15 protein-coding genes and 1 pseudogene are annotated in these 15,529 nt (G+C 68.7%); 6 read left to right on the top strand and 10 right to left on the bottom strand.

Translation table 11 applies throughout. The annotated features are described in order from the left end of the window. Positions 1-220: hypothetical protein (locus ABS73_RS14100; protein ID WP_286693529.1), on the bottom strand; the 220-nt coding region annotated here is incomplete at its 3' end. Between ABS73_RS14100 and ABS73_RS14095 the strand changes: the two are divergent. Continuing rightward, positions 153-506, top strand: a pseudogene (locus tag ABS73_RS14095) (NAD(P)/FAD-dependent oxidoreductase); the annotation flags it as partial. The gene ABS73_RS14100 and the pseudogene ABS73_RS14095 overlap by 68 nt on opposite strands. A 49-nt stretch (positions 507-555) precedes the next feature. Next, the gene (locus ABS73_RS14090) at positions 556-969 is read left to right on the top strand and encodes an NAD(P)/FAD-dependent oxidoreductase (protein ID WP_286693528.1); all 414 of its coding nucleotides are present in this window, start codon (positions 556-558) and stop codon (positions 967-969) included. Here ABS73_RS14090 and ABS73_RS14085 read toward each other — a convergent pair. From ABS73_RS14085 to ABS73_RS14060, 6 genes are all read right to left on the bottom strand, one after another. Next, positions 966-1,832, bottom strand: coding sequence for a GNAT family N-acetyltransferase (locus tag ABS73_RS14085; protein ID WP_277018294.1), 867 nt, complete (start codon positions 1,830-1,832; stop codon positions 966-968). The two genes, ABS73_RS14090 and ABS73_RS14085, sit on opposite strands and share 4 nt — an antisense overlap. Positions 1,833-1,925: 93 nt before the next feature. Continuing rightward, a complete protein-coding gene (locus tag ABS73_RS14080; RefSeq protein WP_277018296.1) occupies positions 1,926-3,182 on the bottom strand; it encodes a glycerate kinase type-2 family protein in 1,257 nt (418 codons plus the stop codon). An 80-nt stretch (positions 3,183-3,262) separates the two neighbouring features. Further along, a complete protein-coding gene (gene dctP / locus ABS73_RS14075; protein WP_277018298.1) occupies positions 3,263-4,348 on the bottom strand; it encodes a TRAP transporter substrate-binding protein DctP in 1,086 nt (361 codons plus the stop codon). Between the two features lie 33 nt (positions 4,349-4,381). Further along, on the bottom strand, positions 4,382-5,704 hold the full coding sequence (locus ABS73_RS14070; protein ID WP_277018300.1) for a TRAP transporter large permease: 1,323 nt from the start codon (positions 5,702-5,704) through the stop codon (positions 4,382-4,384). Then, positions 5,694-6,206: a TRAP transporter small permease subunit gene (locus ABS73_RS14065; RefSeq protein WP_277018301.1), complete on the bottom strand. Its 513-nt coding sequence runs from the start codon at positions 6,204-6,206 to the stop codon at positions 5,694-5,696. Before ABS73_RS14065 ends, ABS73_RS14070 begins: the two co-directional genes overlap by 11 nt. Before the next feature lie 87 nt (positions 6,207-6,293). Continuing rightward, positions 6,294-7,973, bottom strand: coding sequence for an AMP-binding protein (locus tag ABS73_RS14060; protein WP_277018303.1), 1,680 nt, complete (start codon positions 7,971-7,973; stop codon positions 6,294-6,296). Between the two features lie 214 nt (positions 7,974-8,187). Between ABS73_RS14060 and ABS73_RS14055 the strand changes: the two genes are divergently transcribed. Then, positions 8,188-8,811, top strand: a complete 624-nt coding sequence (locus ABS73_RS14055; RefSeq protein WP_286693527.1) for a TetR/AcrR family transcriptional regulator — start codon at positions 8,188-8,190, stop codon at positions 8,809-8,811. 85 nt (positions 8,812-8,896) lie between these two features. Next, positions 8,897-10,555: a BCCT family transporter gene (locus ABS73_RS14050; RefSeq protein WP_277018307.1), complete on the top strand. Its 1,659-nt coding sequence runs from the start codon at positions 8,897-8,899 to the stop codon at positions 10,553-10,555. Here ABS73_RS14050 and ABS73_RS14045 read toward each other — a convergent pair. Continuing rightward, positions 10,538-11,425 (bottom strand): LysR family transcriptional regulator, encoded by an 888-nt coding sequence (locus ABS73_RS14045; RefSeq protein ID WP_277018308.1) that lies wholly within the window; start codon positions 11,423-11,425, stop codon positions 10,538-10,540. The genes ABS73_RS14050 and ABS73_RS14045 overlap by 18 nt on opposite strands. Positions 11,426-11,529: 104 nt before the next feature. Between ABS73_RS14045 and choX the strand changes: the two genes are divergently transcribed. Both choX and betC read left to right on the top strand, forming a co-directional pair. Next, entirely contained in the window at positions 11,530-12,477 is a 948-nt protein-coding gene (gene choX, locus ABS73_RS14040; protein WP_277018311.1) for a choline ABC transporter substrate-binding protein, read from the top strand. A gap of 9 nt (positions 12,478-12,486) precedes the next feature. Next, complete coding sequence (betC, locus tag ABS73_RS14035; protein WP_277018312.1) at positions 12,487-13,992, top strand: choline-sulfatase; 1,506 nt, start codon at positions 12,487-12,489, stop codon at positions 13,990-13,992. A gap of 55 nt (positions 13,993-14,047) precedes the next feature. On the opposite strand, the gene ABS73_RS14030 is transcribed toward betC, so the two are convergent. Together ABS73_RS14030 and ABS73_RS14025 are read right to left on the bottom strand one after the other, a co-directional pair. Further along, positions 14,048-14,872, bottom strand: coding sequence for a manganese catalase family protein (locus ABS73_RS14030; protein ID WP_277018313.1), 825 nt, complete (start codon positions 14,870-14,872; stop codon positions 14,048-14,050). Positions 14,873-14,898: 26 nt separating this feature from the next. Continuing rightward, complete coding sequence (locus ABS73_RS14025; protein WP_277018314.1) at positions 14,899-15,396, bottom strand: YciE/YciF ferroxidase family protein; 498 nt, start codon at positions 15,394-15,396, stop codon at positions 14,899-14,901. Positions 15,397-15,529: the final 133 nt, after the last annotated feature.

The raw sequence follows: 15,529 nt of genomic DNA, 5'->3' as shown, positions 1-15,529 counted from the left end.
GCTTCTCGGCCCTTGGCAGGGCCGAGATCGAAGCCGTCCGCTGAAGAATGGCGGGAAAGGGGGCAGTCATGCTCGGGGCTGATTTGCGCAACATCGCCAGCGCCCAGGCCACCGAACACGGCCAGGCCACCGGGCGCGCGTGGCGCGGGGGCGTGTTCTCTCCCGATGACGGGGTGGCGGACCCGGCGCGCGCCTGTCCGGTCATCGCGCGCGGCATCATGGCGGCGGGCGGCACCGTGCATCAGATGTGCGCCGCCCGCGGGCTGGAGCTGTCGGGCGGGCGCGTGTCGGGCGTGGTCACCGAACATGGCACGATCGCCACAACCACCGTGGTCATGGCGGGCGGGGCCTGGGCCTCGTCCTTCTGTCATCAGCTGGGGGTGGCGTTTCCGCAGGCCTCGGTCCGGTCGTCGATCCTGTCGGTCGCGCCCGGCATCGCGGGGCCGGATGCGCTGCACACGGGGCGCGTGTCGGTCACGCGGCGCGGCGACGGGGGCTATGCGCTGGCCATATCGGGGGCGGCGCGGGTCGATCCGACGCCCCAGCAGATCGCCCATGCGCGCCATTTCCTGCCGATGTTCGCCAAACGCTGGCGCATCCTGCGGCCCGGCGGCGCGCAGGGCTGGCGCGCGGGCCACGAGACGCGGCCCCGCCCACGACCCGCGCGCCCTGCGTCGCATCCGCGCCCGCGCCGAAGAGCTGATCCCCGCCATGGCGGGCGCGCGCGTGCAGGCGACATGGGCGGGCTATATCGACAGCACCCCCGACGGCGTCCCCGCCATCGGAGAGACGCGCGTGCCCGGTCTGGTGCTGGCGGCGGGGTTCAGCGGCCACGGCTTCGGCATCGGCCCCGGCGCAGGCGAAATGATCGCCGACATGGTCACCGGCACGCGGCCAGCACTGGACCCCAGGGAATATCACCCCGACCGCTTTGCAGGCGGCAGCTGGGGCAAGGTCTCGGAGTTCTAGCCGATCGCCTGGATCGCCAGCGCAAAGACATGCGCCCCCGGATCGACCGGGCGCGGGCGGCCAAGCGTCATTGTGGTCACCGTATCGCGCGCGGTCAGCCCGCTGGCGTTCAGCAGATCGACGAACGGCCCCGCGGTCTCGCGCGTGTCGATGCGCAGATAGCGGCCCTGATGGGCGGCCAGATGCGGCACGGTCAGGGCGGCGGCATCGCGCGGGGTCGCGGCCACGATCGGCCCCACCACATGGCCCCGCCCGAACCGGCGACACAGGGCATAGCCGGTGATCTGGCCGCCCTCCTCGATCACGCTGCCCTCCGATTGCTCCAGGAACAGGTCCAGCGCGGCGCGGCGGTGGGTCGTATAGGCGCGCGTGTCCAGCGCGTGGATCGCGTCGCGGTCATCCGGGCGCATGGCGCGCACGCGCGGCGCGGCGTCCGGCACGGCGGTCACGATCCCCTGATGCTGCCAGACCGTCAGCCCCGGCTGAAACCCAAGCGACAGATACAGCCGGAACGCCGCCCGAGTCGCGTTCAGCGCCAGATCGCGCCCGCCGGTGCGCGCCATGATCTGTTCCATCATCCACCGCCCCGCGCCCCGTTCCTGCAGGCGCGGCGTGGTGATGACCATGCCCAGCATCGCCAGATCGTCCGACACCGGGAACCACATGGCCGACCCGAAGGGGCGCCCGATCTCATCGGCCAGAAAGATCCCCTCGCCCAAGCGCAGGGCCACGGCCCAATCCTCGGCCCGGTGCATCCAGCCGACGGCGACCGACAGCTCGTGCAGCTGGGGGATGTCGTCGGGGGTGATCGGACGCGGCGCGAGGGAAAAGCTGTCCAGAAGGCGGCTGCCGGGGTCTGTCATCGAATATGCCTCATCGTTCAGGACCGACTGTGCCCGGGTTCGCGCAGCATTTTCCACCGCTTTGCCACGCCAGACGGCAGAACCCCCGCAGCCCTAGGTGATCAGCACGGCGCGGAAATCGTTGACATTCGTCAGCGTCGGCCCGGTGCGGATCAGCGTGTCCGTCGCGTCGAACAGCGCATAGCTGTCGTGACCGTCCAGCACCGCGCGCGGGTCCAGCCCGGCCGCACGCGCGCGCGCCAGCGTGTCGGGGCCTATCAGGGCGCCTGCCGCATCCTCGGTCCCGTCGATGCCGTCGGTGTCGCCCGCCAGCGCGTGGATGCCGGGATGGCCGCGCAGACCCAGGGCCAGCGACAGCAGAAAGGCGGTGTTGCGCCCGCCCCGGCCCGGCGTGGCGGTGCCGATGGTCACGGTCGTCTCTCCGCCCGACAGCAGCACGGCGGGGGCCGGCGCGGGGGTGCCGTGGGCCGCCACCGCGCGGGCGATGCCCGCCATGACGGTGCCCAGCTCGCGCGCCTCGCCCTCCAGCGCGTCGCCCAGAAGGACGGGGGTCACGCCCACGTCGCGGGCCACGCGGGCGGCGGCCTCCAGCGACATCTGCGGCGTGGCGATCAGACGGTAATCGGTGTCGAACCCGTCGGCAGGCACCGGGGGCGCGGTCAGCAGATCGCGCGCCGCCTGCGGCAGGTCCGGCCCAAGCCGTGCGGCCAGCGCCGACAGGTCGTCCCCCGCCGAGGGGTCGGGCACCGTGGGCCCCGACGCGATGGCCCCCGGATCGTCGCCTGGCACGTCCGAGATGGCCAGCGTCACCAGACGCGCCGGATGCGCCGCGCGCGCCAAACCGCCGCCCTTGATGTCGGACAGGCGGCGGCGGATGCGGTTCATGTCCTCGATGGTCAGGCCCGACCGCAACAGCAGCCGGTTGACTGCGATCTTGTCCACCAGGGTCAGCGGCGCGCGGGGCGCGACCATCAGCGCCGACCCCCCGCCCGAGATCAGCGCCAGCACCAGGTCGTCCGGCCCCGCCCCGCGCGCGACCTCCAGGATCTCGCGCGCGGCGGCCTCGGATGCGGCGTCGGGGGTGGGGTGGGACGCCTCGCGGACGGTGATGCGTTGCGTAGGAACGCTGTGGCCGTGCCGCGTGACGACGACGCCCGACAGGTCGACATCGGGCCAGGCGGCCTCCAGCGCGGCGGCCATGGCGGCGGCGGATTTGCCCGCGCCCACCACGATGCAGCGCCCCTTGGGCCGGGGCGGCAGATGGTCGGCCAGCACGCGGGCCGGGTCCGCGGCCGCAACCGCCGCGTCGAACATCGCGCGCAGCAGCGCCTGTGCCTGATCGGTCGTCATCTCATGTCCCTCTGTCCACCGGGCCCCCGTGACGGTCCGGAAGGGTGGGGCACCCGGGGTGTCCCGGATGCCCCGTCAGATCACTCGGCGCAAGCCTGGATGGCGGCCAGGTCGGGACCGTTCGGCGTGCGGCCCAGGTTGAACGGCGCCGAGGCGTCGCGCCAGGTCGAGTATTCCTGCAGATAGGTCAGCTGGCTGGCATAGACCTTGGCCGACATCGGGTTCTCGCAGGCGACTTCGGTGATGGTCTCGTTGGCCAGCTGCTGCACACGCTCCAGCGCCTCGTCATCCAGGCGGGTGATCTCGGTCCCGGCCTCCTGGAACTGGGCATAGGCCTCGGTCGCGCGGCGTTCGGTGAAGGACAGCGACCACAGCATGGTGGCGTCGGCGGCGATCTTCAGCCGCTCCTGGGTTTCCTCGTCCAGCGCGTCCCAGGACCCCTTGTTGATCATCACGCCAAAGACCGACGACGACTGGTGCCAGCCCGGCGTGGACCAGTATTGCGTCACCTGCTGGAAGCCACCCGAGAAATCGACGTTCGGGGTCGAGAATTCGGCCCCGTCGATCACGCCCCGCTCCAGCGACTGATAGATCTCTCCGCCGGCCATGCTGACCTGGTTGCCGCCCAGCTTCTCCAGCAGCTTGCCCTGCTCAAGGCCCGACAGGCGCAGACGCAGGCCCTGCAGGTCGTCCAGCGTGCGGATCGGCTGGCTGACGGTGCGGAAGCCGGATTCGTTGTTGGTCACGCCATAGGGCAGATAGACCATGCCGAACTGGCCATAGATCTCGTTATACAGATCCGCCCCGCCCCATTCCTGGATCCAGTTCACGTAATCGACCGCGTTGAACAGGCTGGCCGTGGTCGACAGCGGCGAGAAGGCGCTGTTGCGGCCTGCCCAATATCCGGGCCAGTCGGCGCCCGCCTGAATGGTGCCCGTTTCGACCGCGCCGAACACCTCTCCGGCGGGGACCAGGCTGCCGCCGTCATAGAATTCGATGGTCAGCGTGTCGTCATCGACCAGCTTGTTGACCAGATCGACCCAGTGGCGGTCGATCTCGATCAGCTCCAGGCTGGAGGGCCAGGTCGAGGTCATGGTCCAGGTCTCGGACAGGGCGGGGGTGGTGGCGGCCATCGCCAGGGCGGCCGTGGTCATCAGATGCTTCATGGGGTCTCCTCCTCGTGAAAAAAAGCGGGTCGGTCAGCCATACAGCGCCAGGGGCAGCCAGGTGACCAAAGCAGGGAACAGGATCATCGCCGCGCACATCATCAGGATCATCACGATGAAGGGCAGCACGCCCACGATGATGTCGGAAATCGACACGTCGGGCGGGGCGATGGCGCGCATGTAGAACAGCGCATAGCCGAAGGGTGGCGTCAGAAAGCTGGTCTGCAGCACGACGGCCATCAGGATCACGAACCACAAGGGGTCGATCCCCATCTCCGCGACCAGCGGCAGGAAAATCGGGAATGACAGCAGCACGATGCCGGTCCAATCCAGGAACATCCCCAGGATGAACACCACCAGCAGCATCACCGCGATCAGCGTATAGGGGTCGTCGGCCAGACCGCGGATCAGGTCCTGGCTGGCGCGCAGGCCCCCGGTGATGTTGAACACGCCGGTAAAGGCCGTGGCGCCGACCACGATGAACAGGATCATCGCGCTGGTGCGGCCCGTCTCCAGCAGCGCGGAATAGAAGGTCCGCCACTGGAACCGCCCGCGCATGATGACGATCAGCAGGGCCAGGACCGCGCCGATGGCGCTGGCCTCGGTCGCGGTGGCGATGCCCGCCAGCAGCGACCCCAGGATGCCCAGGATCAGGATCAGCGGCGGCACGGCCTCGATGATAAGCATCTTCCACATGGCGCCGCGGCTGATCTGGTCGGCCTCGGCGATCCTGGGCGCCCAATCGGGCTTCAGCCAGGCGATGAAGACGACATACAGCGCATACATCACCCCCAGCAGCAGGCCCGGCACCATCGCGCCCGCGAACAGCTGCCCCACCGACAGGCCCGGCGCATAGGACGCCATCAGGATCAGCATGATCGACGGCGGGATCAGGATGCCCAGACAGCCCGACGCCCCGATCAGCCCGGTCGCCAGCCGCTTGTCGTATCCGTATTGCAGCATCGGGCGCAGGGCCATCATGCCCATCACCGTGATCGACGCGCCGATGATCCCCGTCGTCGCCGCCAACAGGATCGAGATGAACACCACCGCGAGACCCAGCCCGCCGGTCACGCGGCTCATCAGGTGGCGCAGCGCCTCGAACATGCGGTCGGTGACGCCGCTGTCGGACAGGAACCGCGCCATCAGCACGAACAGCGGAATGGCGATCAGGACATAGTTGTCCAGCACATCGCCAAAGATGCGGTTGATGACGATGCCCAGCACCATCGGCTTGCCCGCGATCAGCGCGCCCAGAACGGCGGTGCCGCCCAGCACGAAGGCCAGCGGATGCCCCATGAACAGGCCCAGCAGCAGCAGGCCCGACATGATCAGTGCGATCGTTTCACCCGACATCGTGGCGCTCCGGCTGGTTGGGGCGGTCAAGGACCAGTTTCAGCGCCTCGGAGACGCCTTGGATCAGCAGCAGGCAGGCAGCCACGAACATCGCCATCTTCAGCGGATAGACCGGCAGCTGGACCGCGCCATAGGTCAGCTCTCCCTGACGCCAGGAGGTCATCGCGAAATCCCAGCTGCGGCGCGTAAACACCCAGGCAAAGGGAAAGAAGAAGATGGCATAGCCCGCCAGCTCGACCCACCGGCGCAGCGTGGGGCGCATCTGCGCGGTCAGCAGGTCGACCCGCACATGCGCCTGATGGCGCAGCGCATAGCCGCCCAGCATCACGAAATAGAATCCGTAAAGCTGCTTGGTCACATCGAAGGCCCATCGGGTCGGCTGACCCAAGGCATAACGCATGAAGACATCATAGATGATGATGCCCGCAAACAGCAGGGCCACGACCGACAGGATGCGGCCCACGATCTCGTTCAGGCCATCGATCACGCGTATCAGCGGCACTTGGGTCTCCCTCCTCTCAGGGCGCAGGATGGGGGGCATCCTGCCAGATGTCGTTGGGGCTGGCCGCCCTGCCCGGCGCATGCGCGGTCAGGCATGGGCATGCGCCCGGACGGCGATGTCGGATGCCATCCGGCGCAGCTCGGCGCGGATGATCTTGCCGGTGGTGGTCATCGGCATGGTATCGATGAAATGCACCGCGCGCGGATATTCATAGGCGGCCAGCCGGTCGCGGACATGCGCGGCGATATCCTCGGCCAGGGCCGGGCCGGGGGCGTGCCCCTGGGCCAAGGTGACGAAGGCCGCGACGACATGGCCGCGCAGCGGATCTGGCTGGCCCACCACGCCCGCCAGATGGACGGCGGGGTGCTGCAGCAGGCAATCCTCGATCTCGGCCGGGCCGATGCGATAGCCCGCGGATGAGATCACGTCATCGTCGCGCCCCACAAAGGACAGCCGCCCATCCGCATGGGCCATGCCCCGGTCGCCGGTCAGCAGCCAGCGCCCTTCGGGGCCGTCCACGAATTTCGCCGCCGTGGCGGCGGGGTTGTTCCAGTATTCCAGGAACATCACCGGATCGGGGGCCAGCACGGCGATCTCTCCCTCGGTCAGGGGTGGCAGGACCGTGCCCGTCTCGCGGTCGATCACCGCGACATGATGGCCCGGCGCCGCCCGCCCCATCGCGCCGGGCATCGGCTCCTCCAGCGCGCAGCAGGCCGAGACGGTCATGTTGCATTCCGTCTGGCCATAGAATTCGTTGATGGTCGTCCCGAACACCCGCCGGCCCCAGGCCAGCAGCTCCGCGCCCAAGGGCTCTCCGCCGCTGGCGACCGAGCGCATCTGCAGGCCCCACCGTTCGGCATCCGGCTCCAGCCGCATCAGCTTCAGCGCGGTGGGCGGCAGAAAGGCGTTGCGGATGGCGTGGTCGCGCATCAGGTCCAGGGCTGCGCGGGCGGTGAACTTGCGGAACCGGCAGGCGACGACCGTGACTCCGTGGAACAGCCCCGGCATCAGCACGTCCAGCAGCCCGCCGATCCAGGCCCAATCGGCGGGCGTCCACAGCCGGTCACCGGGCTGCGGCAGCAGGTTGTGGCTGACCTCAACCCCCGGCAGATGGCCCAGCAGCACGCGGTGGCCATGCAGCGCGCCTTTGGGGTTGCCGGTGGTCCCCGAGGTATAGATCAGCACCGCCGGATCGTCCGGCCCCGTATCGGCGGCGTCGAACGCGTCGGGCCGCCCGTCCAGCGCGCGGTCGTAATCCTCCAGCACCAGCCCCGGAAACCGCTCCGCCGCGCCCTCGGGCAGACCCTTGCACAGCACCAGCCGCAGATCGGGCAAGTCGCCCACGATCTGCGCCAGTACGTCCAGGCTGGGCGCATCGGTGATCAGCGCCGCCGCGCCGGAATCGCGCAGACGATGGCGCAGCGCCTCGGGGCCGAACAGCGTGGACAGGGGCAGCGACACGCAGCCCATGCGCCAGGCGGCGACATGGGCGGTCGCGGCCTCCACCGATTGCTTCAGCATGACGCCGATGCGGGGTCCGGGCGCACCTGCCTCCAGCCCGCCCATGGCCATCAGCGCATGCGACAGCCGCGCCGCCTGGCGGCCCAGATCGCGATAGCTGTGCTCAAGGGCCCGACCGTCCTCGTCGATCTCCAGAATGGCTGTGCGCGCGGGGTCGCGGTCGCACCAGTGGTCGCAGACCGAGACGCCCATGTTCAGCCGCGCGGGCACCTGCCAGCGAAAGCCGGACAGACCCTCCGGCGTCATCGCACGCCCCTGCAAGGCAGGCTCACTCCCCAAAACCTATGCCTCCTCTGACTGTCAGCGCCTCCTCGCGCCGATCACTCGTTCGTCGGATGCTAGACAGCGTCCCCGATCCTGTCAATAATGGCCATTATATGAGGGAGAGGCGGTCGTTTTGCGAACGATTGATCGGAAAACAGGCAGCCGGGCCGAGGAGGGGCGCAGCCGCCAGGACACCTTGTCGCAGATCCGCGCGGCCGGGCTACAGCTGATCTATCAGCGCGGCTATGAAGGGATGGGCCTGCGCCTGCTGGCCGCCGAGGCCGGCATCGGGCAAAGCACCCTCTATGGCCATTACGCCAACAAGCAGGAGGTGCTGGTCGACCTGATCTGCCGCCACATGGAGGAGCTGCTTTCCTGCCTGGACCGCGCGGTCCCTGCCGATGCGCCGCCCTTTGCGCGGTTCCTGACCTTTCTTCGATTCCACCTGACCTATCACATGCGCCGCCCGCGCGAGGTCTTCATCTGCTACTCCGAACTGCGCAGCCTTGAGCCTGCGAACCTGGCGCGCGTCACCGACCTGCGCCGCCGCTATGAACATGCGCTGATCGCCATCATCCGCGACGGCATGGCGGCGGGGGTGATGCGCCGCGCCGATCCGCGCGTGGCGGCCTATGGGCTGCTGGCGATGCTGTCGGGCGTGCCGGTCTGGTTCGACCCCAAGGGCCCCCTGTCGGAGGAGGCGGTCTGCGCCGAATACATCCGCCTGGCCGTCGCCGCCGTCGCCGACCCGCTGGAGGCCGCGCTGAGCGACCGCACCATCGCCACCCCCCTGCCCGACAGCCCTGCCCGCAAGGGGTAAGGGCCGCTTTCCTGCACCTTTGGGTGGAACGATCCGCGTCCCTGATGTCTTTGCCCCGGAACAGTGCACGAAACGGGGACAGGGCATGGACAATCTGGCGCGGCGGTTGGGGCTGAGGGTCGATCCGACGATCTTCTTCATATCGGCGGGGCTCAGCCTGGTCTTTGTCGTTTTGCTGGTGGCGATGCCGGAAACCATCGGGGGGGCGTTTTCCGCAGGGCGTGCCTGGATCGTGACCAATCTGGGCTGGTTCTTCATCCTGGCGGTGAATGTCTGGCTGGGCTTTCTGATCTATGCCGCCATGTCGCGCCACGGCCATATCCGCCTTGGGCCACGCAACTCCCGGCCGGAATACACCAACCTGTCCTGGTTCACGATGCTGTTCGCGGGCGGCATCGGGACGGTGCTGATGTTCTGGGGCGTGGCCGAACCGATCAGCCATTACCAATCCCCGCCTTTGCCGGGGGTCGAGCCCTTCACCCTGCAGGCGGCGCAGGACGCGATCTCGATCTCGCTTTACCATTTGGCGCTGCACACCTGGACGATCTTTGCGCTGCCGGGGCTGGCCTTCGCCTATTTCATCAACCGCTATGACCTGCCGGTGCGGGTCAGCTCGGTGTTCTACCCGCTGCTGCGCGAGGGGATCCACGGCCCCATCGGCAAGACCATCGACATCGTCTCGATCCTGGGAACGCTGTTCGGGGTGGCGGTGTCGCTTGGGCTGGGGTCGTCGCAGGTGGCGGCGGGCCTGTCGGCGCTGTTCGGCTGGACCGACGACACCGCGCTGCGCCTGGCCATCCTGGGCAGCCTGACCATCGTCGCGACCATCTCGATCGTGGCGGGGCTGGACCGGGGGGTCAAGCTGCTGTCGAACATCAATATCGGCATGGCGGTCGGGCTGATGGTCTTTGTGCTGATCACCGGATCAACGCTGTTCCTGCTGCGCGGCATGGTCGAGACGGTGGGCCTCTATCTGTCCAACCTGCCGCGCCTGGCGTTCTGGAACGACATGCTGCATGGCGAGGGGATGAACACCGGCGATTGGGGCTGGCAGGGCGACTGGACGGTGTTCTACTGGGCCTGGACGGTGACCTGGTCGCCCTTCATCGGGCTGTTCGTGGCGCGCATCTCTCGCGGGCGGACGGTGCGGGAATTCGTGTTCGGCGTGCTGCTGGCGCCGTCGCTGTTCACGGTGATCTGGTTCGCGATCTTTGGCTGGCAGGCGATGCAGATGGACGGGCTGGGCCTGGCCGCCCGCGCCGCCATGGGCGATCAGGCGGGGGCGATCAGCGCGGCGGTGTCCGAATCGGTGCCGCTGGCGATGTTCGCCTTCTTTGCCGAACTGCCCTGGGCGCCGCTGATCCAGGGGCTGGCGGTGCTGATCGTCGCGATCTTCTTTGCGACCTCGTCGGATTCGGCGTCGCTGGTGGTGGACATGCTGTGCAGCGGCACCGCCAAACCAGGCCCCGTGCGCCAGCGCGTCTTCTGGGGCCTGGCCGAGGGCGCCATCGCCGCCACCCTGATCCTGCTGGCCGGAGAGGCCGGGCTGACCGCCCTGCAGGAGGTGATCACCGTGGTCGGCCTGCCCATTTTCCTGCTGGTGTCGATGATGATCCCCGCCCTGATCCGCGGTTTCGCCGCCGAAGAAATCGACCACATCACCATCGGCAAGCGCCCCAGCCTCAGCGAATTCGCCCCCGCGGACCTGGGCGAGGCGCAGCGCGGCTCAGACGGGCGCGCCTGACGGGGCGCGCTGCGCCATCAGCCACGCCTTCAACCGGTCCTGCCCCGGTCCCCCCGCCGGGGCGCCCGTCAGGAAATAGCCGCGATCGGGGGCGGCGATGTGCGGCCCGGCCTCGATCAGCCGCCCCCCGGCCAGCAGCGGATCGACCAGCCCCCGCCAGCCAAGCGCGATGCCCTGCCCGGCCAGCGCGGCCTCGATCACCAGCGAATAGGTGTTGCAGCGCAGATGCCCGCCCCCGTCGCCGCCCATGTCGCGGGTGACCCCGATCGCCGCCAGATAGCCGGGCCAGTCGAACCAGGGCGCGGTGGCAGTGCTGTCCAGATGGATCAGGTCACCCCGCGCCAGCGACGCCCCCGCCAGCCCCGGCGCGCAAACCGCCACCACACGTTCCGGCAGCAGCAGCGGCGTATCCGGCGGCAGGGCCGCCGCCGTCCCGAACACCGCCGCCAGATCGCCGTCCTGTAACTGCGCCAGGTCGGTATGCTGCGACGCGATGATCTGCAGGTCGTATTCGGGATGGGAGGCGCGGAACCCGTGGATGCGCGGAATCAGCCACAGCGCCGACAGCGCGAAATCGGTATGCAGGCGCAGCACCGTCGGCGCGCGGGCCTTGCGCGTATGCGCGGCCAGCTGGTCGATCTGGGCGACGCTGTCGGACAGGATCTGCAGCAGCCGCGCCCCCGTCTCGGTCGGGATGACGCCGCGCGGCAGGCGGTGCAGCAGGGGCGTGCCGAACTGATCCTCGGCCCGGCGGATCTGATAGCTGACGGCGGGCTGGGTCAGGTTCAGGCGCCGCGCGGCCTCGGACAGGGTGCCGCTGCGGGCGACCTCGACAAAGACGCGCTGCCAGCCCAGATCGACATCCCTCATCCGGCATCAAGGTCCTTTATGGCCCGCATGAACAGAATCCCGGTATACAAGCCGGGTCCAATGGTCTTCCATAAGCCATAATCATGATTGCCAAGGGACGCGAGATGAAAACCGGAACACGCCTGACCGCCCTGCTGGCCGCCGCCGCCGTCCTGGGCAGCGCCGGGATCGCCGCCGCCGCCGATGACGCGGCGTGCAGCACGGTCCGCATGTCGGACCCCAACTGGACCGACATCAACGCCACCAACGGCGTCGCCAGCGTCGTGCTGGAGGCCCTGGGCTATCAGCCCCAGGTCAGCTTCCTGTCGGTGCCCATCGGCTATGAATCGATGAAAAGCGGAGAGATCGACGTGTTTCTGGGCAACTGGATGCCCGCGCAAACGGCCTTCATCGACGACCTGCAATCCGAAAATGCCATCGAGATCCTGAACCGCAACCTGACCGGGGCCAAGTTCACCCTGGCCGTGCCCGCCTATATGGCCGAACAGGGCATCCGCAGCCTGGCCGATCTGGACGCCCATGCCGACGCGTTCGAGCGCAAGATCCACGGGATCGAGCCGGGCGCCCCCGCCAACCAGTCCATCGCCCGGATGATCGCCGCCGACGAATTCGGCCTGGGCGATTGGGAGCTGGTCGAATCGGGCGAACAGGCCATGCTGGCGCAGGTCGCCCGGATGGGCCGCAACCAGCAGGGCATCGTGTTCCTGGCCTGGGCGCCCCACCCCATGAACGCCAATTTCGACATCGAGTATCTGGCGGGCGGCGATGATTACTTCGGCCCTGATTTCGGCGGCGCCGAGGTCTATACCCTGGCCCGCACCGGCTGGTCCGAGGCCTGCCCGAACGTGGCCGCGCTGATGTCCAACATGACCTTCGACATCGAGATGGAGAACGCCCTGATGGGCGAGATCCTGGATGGCACCGACGCGGCGGATGCGGCGCGCGACTGGCTGGCGGCCCATCCCGACACGCTGACCCCCTGGCTGGAGGGCGTGACCACGCTGGACGGCCAGCCCGCCGAACCCGCAGTGCGGCAGGCGCTTGGGTTGTAACGCCGCGCGATGACCCGTCCCAATATTCTGATCCTGATGGTCGATCAGCTGAACGGAACGCTGTTTCCCGACGGCCCGGCCGATTTCCTGCACACCCCGCATCTGCGCGCGCTGGCGGCGCGGTCCACGCGCTTTGCCAACGCCTATACCGCCAGCCCGCTTTGCGCGCCCGCCCGCGCCAGCTTCATGTCGGGGCAGCTGCCAAGCCGCACGCGGGTCTATGACAACGCGGCCGAATTCGCCTCCGACATCCCGACCTATGCCCATCACCTGCGCCGCGCGGGCTATCACACCGCGCTGTCGGGCAAGATGCATTTCGTCGGCCCCGACCAGCTGCACGGGTTCGAGGAGCGGCTGACCACCGACATCTATCCCGCCGATTTCGGCTGGACCCCGGATTACACCAAACCGGGCGAACGCATCGACTGGTGGTATCACAATCTGGGCTCGGTCACCGGCGCGGGCGTGGCCGAGATCACCAACCAGATGGAATATGACGACGACGTCGCCCATCACGCGGTGCAGAAGCTGTACGATCTGTCGCGCCGTCAGGACGACCGGCCCTGGTGCCTGACGGTCAGCTTTACCCATCCCCACGACCCCTATGTCGCGCGCCGCCGGTTCTGGGATCTGTATGACGACTGCCCCGCGCTGGACCCGGACCTGCCCGACATCGACCCCGACCCCCATTCCCGCCGCCTGATGGAGGCCTGCGATCACGCGGCCTTTTCCATCACGCCCCAGGATGTGCGCCGCGCGCGGCAGGGCTATTTCGCCAGCATCTCCTATGTCGATGACAAGATCGGAGAGATCCTGGACGTGCTGGCCCGCGGGCGGATGGATCAGGACACGATCGTGCTGTTCGTCAGTGACCACGGCGACATGCTGGGCGAACGCGGCCTGTGGTTCAAGATGAGCTTTTTCGAGGGCTCGGCCCGGGTGCCGCTGATGATCGCCGCGCCCGGCTGGCAGCCGGGCCTGGTCGCGGCGCCGGTCTCGACGCTGGATGTGGTGCCGACACTGGCGGGTCTGGCGGGGCTGGACATCGCAGCCCTGGCGCGCTGGACCGACGGGCGCGATCTGGCGCCCTTGGCCACCACCGGGGCGGCGCGCGGGCCGGTCCCGATGGAATATGCGGCCGAAGGCTCGATCACGCCGCTGGTGGGCCTGCGCGACGGGCGGTGGAAGCTGACGCTCTGCGCCGCCGATCCGCCGATGCTGTTCGACCTGTCCGCCGACCCGCAGGAACGCGTGAACCTGGCCCCCGACCCCGCCCATGCCGACACGCTGGCGCGGCTGACCGCGATGGCCGAGGAGCGTTGGAGCCTGGAGCGTTTCGACGCCCAGGTCCGCGAAAGCCAGGCGCGGCGACAGATCGTCTATGAGGCCCTGCGCAACGGGGCGTACTACCCCTGGGACCATCAGCCCCTGCAGAAGGCGTCGGAACGCTACATGCGCAACCACATGGACCTGAACGTGCTGGAGGAGACCAAGCGCTATCCGCGCGGCGAATAGCCTGCGGGCGTCGTGATCCCCCCGGGCGTCGCTTGGGTCGCCCGGGGGGTTTGGGTCACATCTGCTCAGACTGCGCGCCGCTGCCGGGTCTGGCGGGGCCCAGGTCGGGGGTCTGGCCCAGGGCTGCAAGCGGTTGCGTGGCAAAGCGGCCCTTGCCGTCGGGGGATGCGCCCTCGGACCAGCGGCCTGCGGCCGGCTTGCTCCCATCGGCCTGAAAGCCCAGATAGGCATAGCTGAACTCGGCCTGCTCGGCTTCGGGGGGGACGCTGTTGGGGATGGGGAAGGCGCCCGCGGCCCCGCCCAGCTCCTCCAGCGCGGCCATCCACTGGTTCTGGTGCATGGTGTCGCGCGCGATCAGATAGGACAGCATGTCCTTCATGCCCGCGTCATCGGTCATCCCCCACAGCCGCGCGGCCAGCGTGCGCCCGGTGGATTCGGCGGCGATGTTGGCGGTCATGTCGGCGGCGATATTGCCGCTGGCATAGATGTGGGACATGTCGAAGGGCACCCCGTCGCTGTCCACCGGCATGGCCGACAGCCCCGCCGACAGCAGGTTCTTGAGGTTCATGCCGCCCATCACCGCGCCCACCGCGGCGTCGCGCGCGCCCTCCTCCTGCAGGGACAGGGGCGCGCCCTCCAGGTTCAGGGCGACGGCGGTGGCCAGCATCTCGATATGGCCCAGCTCTTCGGCGGCGGTGTTCATCAGCAGGTCGCGAAAGCGGGCGTCGCCCCGCGCCCCGCAGGCCTGGAAAAAGTACTGCATGGCGACGCGGATCTCTCCCTCGACGCCGCCGATGGCCTGTTGCAGGGCGCGGGCGAACAGCGGGTCGGGGCTGTCGACGCGGACGGGGTATTGCAGCTTGTTGTCGGTGTAAAACATGGCGGTCTCCGGAAACGGGCGGTTGATCAGGCGGGGGCCTGGGCTGCGGCGTTGATCACCGTCTCGGCCAGCCGGGTCAGGATCTCGTCGGTGGCGGTCTCCTCCTGCAGGGTCTGGTCCAGCAGGCGCTCGGCGTCAGCCAGCCCCAGCTGCGCGGCCCAGGCTTTCAGCGTGCCATAGCGGGCGATCTCGTAATGCTCGACGGCCTGGGCCGCGGCCAGGAGGCCCGCATCCAGGGCGGGGCTGCCCTTGAACTCGTCCATGATCTCCTGGCCTTCCGCGATGATGCCCTCGATGGCGTCGCAGGTCTTGCCGCGGGGCTTCTTGCCGATGGCGTCGAAGACCTCGGTCAGACGCTCGTATTGCGCCTGCGTCTCCTGCTCATGGGTCTCGAAGGCTGCCCTCAGGTCGGGGTCCTGGGCGGCCCGCGCCATCTTGCGCAGCGCCGTCGCGATCTTGCGTTCGGCGTAATAGATGTCCTTCAGCGTCTCGTGGAACAGCGTGTCCAATGTCTGCTCGGCCATGATGCATCTCCTTTGGCGATGGGGCCGCTGAACCGGCACAAGACCCATATGTTCCAAGGGCGCGTCAGAAGACGACAATCACCACCGGTGGGCTGGGGGCGCGGGTCCGGGGGTATCTCACGCGGATATGTGC

The organism is Paracoccus sp. SCN 68-21 (genome assembly GCF_001724535.1).
In the GTDB taxonomy this organism is placed as follows: domain Bacteria; phylum Pseudomonadota; class Alphaproteobacteria; order Rhodobacterales; family Rhodobacteraceae; genus Paracoccus; species Paracoccus hibiscisoli.
This window is presented reverse-complemented; position numbering and strand designations above follow the sequence as displayed.